Origin of the sequence: uncultured Meiothermus sp. (genome assembly GCF_937863175.1) — a bacterium.
Taxonomy (GTDB): Bacteria; Deinococcota; Deinococci; order Deinococcales; family Thermaceae; genus Meiothermus.
On record NZ_CALMCQ010000090.1, the window covers coordinates 1 to 2,287 of the forward strand.

Sequence of the window (2,287 nt, forward strand, 5' to 3'; positions counted from 1 at the left end):
GTTTTCTAGGTGAAAAGTAAATCGAAAATCTACCTTAAACGAACCGTGCAGCATTGGACTACTCTCGAGAAATCTTGTCTGAGACAGCAATAAAAAAAGCACCCAATAGCCCTTACGGGATCGGTCTCATCCATACCCCCTGGGGTTCTGCTACACTTTATAGCCGTGACCGTGGAGGCTCGGACTGCCCCCAAACGCGAAGTGATTCTCGAGGCAACCATCCGAGTCTTAAGAGACCGGGGGTTGTCGGGCCTAAAAGTCGAGGAAGTTGCCAGGGAAGCCGAAGTCGGCAAAGGCACGGTTTATCTTTATTTCCAGGATAAACAAGACCTGCTGAAGGCGCTGGTGGAGCACCATACCTTCTCCTACTACCAAAAAGTAGAAGATGTGGTGAACCAGAGCGGCTGCTTCCGTGATCGGCTGGCCGAGGTGGTGCGGCTTCGCATTGCCTGGGTAGAGGAGTGGCGTGGTTTGTGGGCGGCGGTCGCACGGGAGGCCCATCCGGTAGATACCACTGGCTGGCTCAGGGGTATGCACGAGCACTACCAGCATCTACTGGAAAGGCTGGTGCAGGATGGCAAGCTCAGGGGTGAGGTTCGCGCCGAACTGGATACCAGCCTGACCGCTGCCAGCATTGCTGCCCTGGCCTGCAGTCCGCAGCTCGAGTTTCCACGGGAAGCCTACCTCGAGCACCTGCTTGGGGTGTTGTTGAAAGGAGTGGCGTTGTGAGCGAATACCGTCCAGGAGATAAGGTTGTGTTGCCGCCATATGGCGTAGGGGTAGTGGCGGGAATCGCCCAGCGTTCGGTTGCGGGTTCAGACAAATCTTATTATCAGGTGGACTTTCCCGGAACACGTTCCAAAGCTTATGTGCCCGTAGAAGCCCCCCAAACCACCCGTCTGCGTCGGGCCTTGTCACCGGATCAGGTGAACGAGATTCTGGGCCTGCTGCGCGAGGGCCGCCTGCCCTTGCCCCGCCAATGGGCTGCCCGCCACCGCAAGACCACCGAAATTCTGGCCGATGGCGACCCCTTCCGCATCGCGACCCTGGCGGGTCAGTTGCGGGCCTGGGAACTCGAGAAAGGCCTGCCCGACCTCGACCGCCAGGCCCTGCGCCGGGCCATGCATCTGCTGGCCGAGGAGATCTCCCAGGTCATGGAAATGAACCTCGAGGAAGCCCGCAAGCTATTTGAAGAGACCGTGGGCGAAAGCCTTAACTGACCGGTAGTAAGCCTATAAAAGAGTCCCCTGGGGGGACTTTTTTGTTGACCAGGGTGGAATAGGGCCAGAAGTTTAAGGGTAGCCGTGGCCTGGGATGGAGCCCTTCGTCAGGTGAACGGGGGGTGTTCAAGCTCGAGGCTGCGAGATCGGCAAAAGGCCTCATGCGCAGCGTCTCTGCTTACAAGGGGGCCTTTTTCTGAAAGCTAGGCTTGCGCTTCTCCTTGAGCGAGGCCAGACCTTCGCGGGCATCGGGGCCCAGGAAGCCCATGAACTCCAGCGCCAGCGAAGTGTCAAAGTTAGGCCCCATCATGCGAAGCCAGTTGTTGAGGGCGTATTTGCTAAAGCGAATGGCGGTGGGGGAGCCCTGGGTCAGTTTTTGCGCGATTTTGAGTGCTTCGGCGTAGACCTCGTGATCCTCTACACACCTCGAGACCAGCCCGATGCGCTCAGCTTCCTCCCCCGAAAGCGGCTCGTTCAAGAGGAGGTAATATTTGGCTTTACTCAGACCGCACAGCAGGGGCCAGACCATCACCGAGTGGTCGCCTGCCGCCACCCCCAGCCGCACATGCCCGTCCACGATACGGGCGGTTCTGCCGGCCACACTGATATCGGCCAGTAGAGCCACTGCCAGCCCGGCCCCCACGGCGGGGCCCTCGATGGCTGCCACGATGGGCTTAGAACAGTTCACCACCCCGTAGACCAGGTCACGGGCTTCCTTCCAGACCCGCACCAGGGCCTCGTAATCCCGGATCATCTCCTCAATCATCGCGAAGTCGCCACCGCTGCTGAAGGCTCCGCCCTCACCCCGCACCAGCACCGCCCCAATGGACTCATCGGCATCTATCTCCCGCCAGACATAGGCCAGCTCGCGGTGCATCTGGCTGTCGGTAGCATTGAGCCGACCGGGGTTGGAGAGGATGACTTCCAGCACGCCTTCGCTGGGCTGGGCAAACTTCAAACGGTGGTAGTGCTGCTGCCAGTTCATGCCAAAAGTTTACGCAATAAACGAGGTAGAGGGATGGGGGCTCCCCTCGAGCTGGGCCAATTTGAGTTTTCCTGGGGGTCTG

At 59.2% G+C, this 2,287-nt stretch carries 3 protein-coding genes; 2 read left to right on the forward strand and 1 reads right to left on the reverse strand.

Annotated features, from left to right (window positions below):
• The first annotated feature begins 165 nt into the window (after nucleotides 1–165).
• Nucleotides 166–729, forward strand: coding sequence for a TetR/AcrR family transcriptional regulator (locus tag Q0288_RS03555; RefSeq protein WP_299427291.1), 564 nt, complete (start codon nucleotides 166–168; stop codon nucleotides 727–729).
• Nucleotides 726–1,220 (forward strand): CarD family transcriptional regulator, encoded by a 495-nt coding sequence (locus Q0288_RS03560; RefSeq protein WP_299427294.1) that lies wholly within the window; start codon nucleotides 726–728, stop codon nucleotides 1,218–1,220. The genes Q0288_RS03555 and Q0288_RS03560 overlap by 4 nt, the downstream gene beginning before the upstream one ends.
• A 178-nt stretch (nucleotides 1,221–1,398) precedes the next feature.
• On the opposite strand, the gene Q0288_RS03565 is transcribed toward Q0288_RS03560, so the two are convergent.
• On the reverse strand, nucleotides 1,399–2,205 hold the full coding sequence (locus Q0288_RS03565; protein ID WP_299427297.1) for an enoyl-CoA hydratase/isomerase family protein: 807 nt from the start codon (nucleotides 2,203–2,205) through the stop codon (nucleotides 1,399–1,401).
• Between the last annotated feature and the right edge of the window lie 82 nt (nucleotides 2,206–2,287).

Bases quoted from the DNA above. Each gene is read 5' to 3' on its own strand.
- Q0288_RS03565 (WP_299427297.1), bottom strand. From the start codon at position 2,205: ATGAACTGGCAGCAGCACTACCACCGTTTGAAGTTTGCCCAGCCCAGC.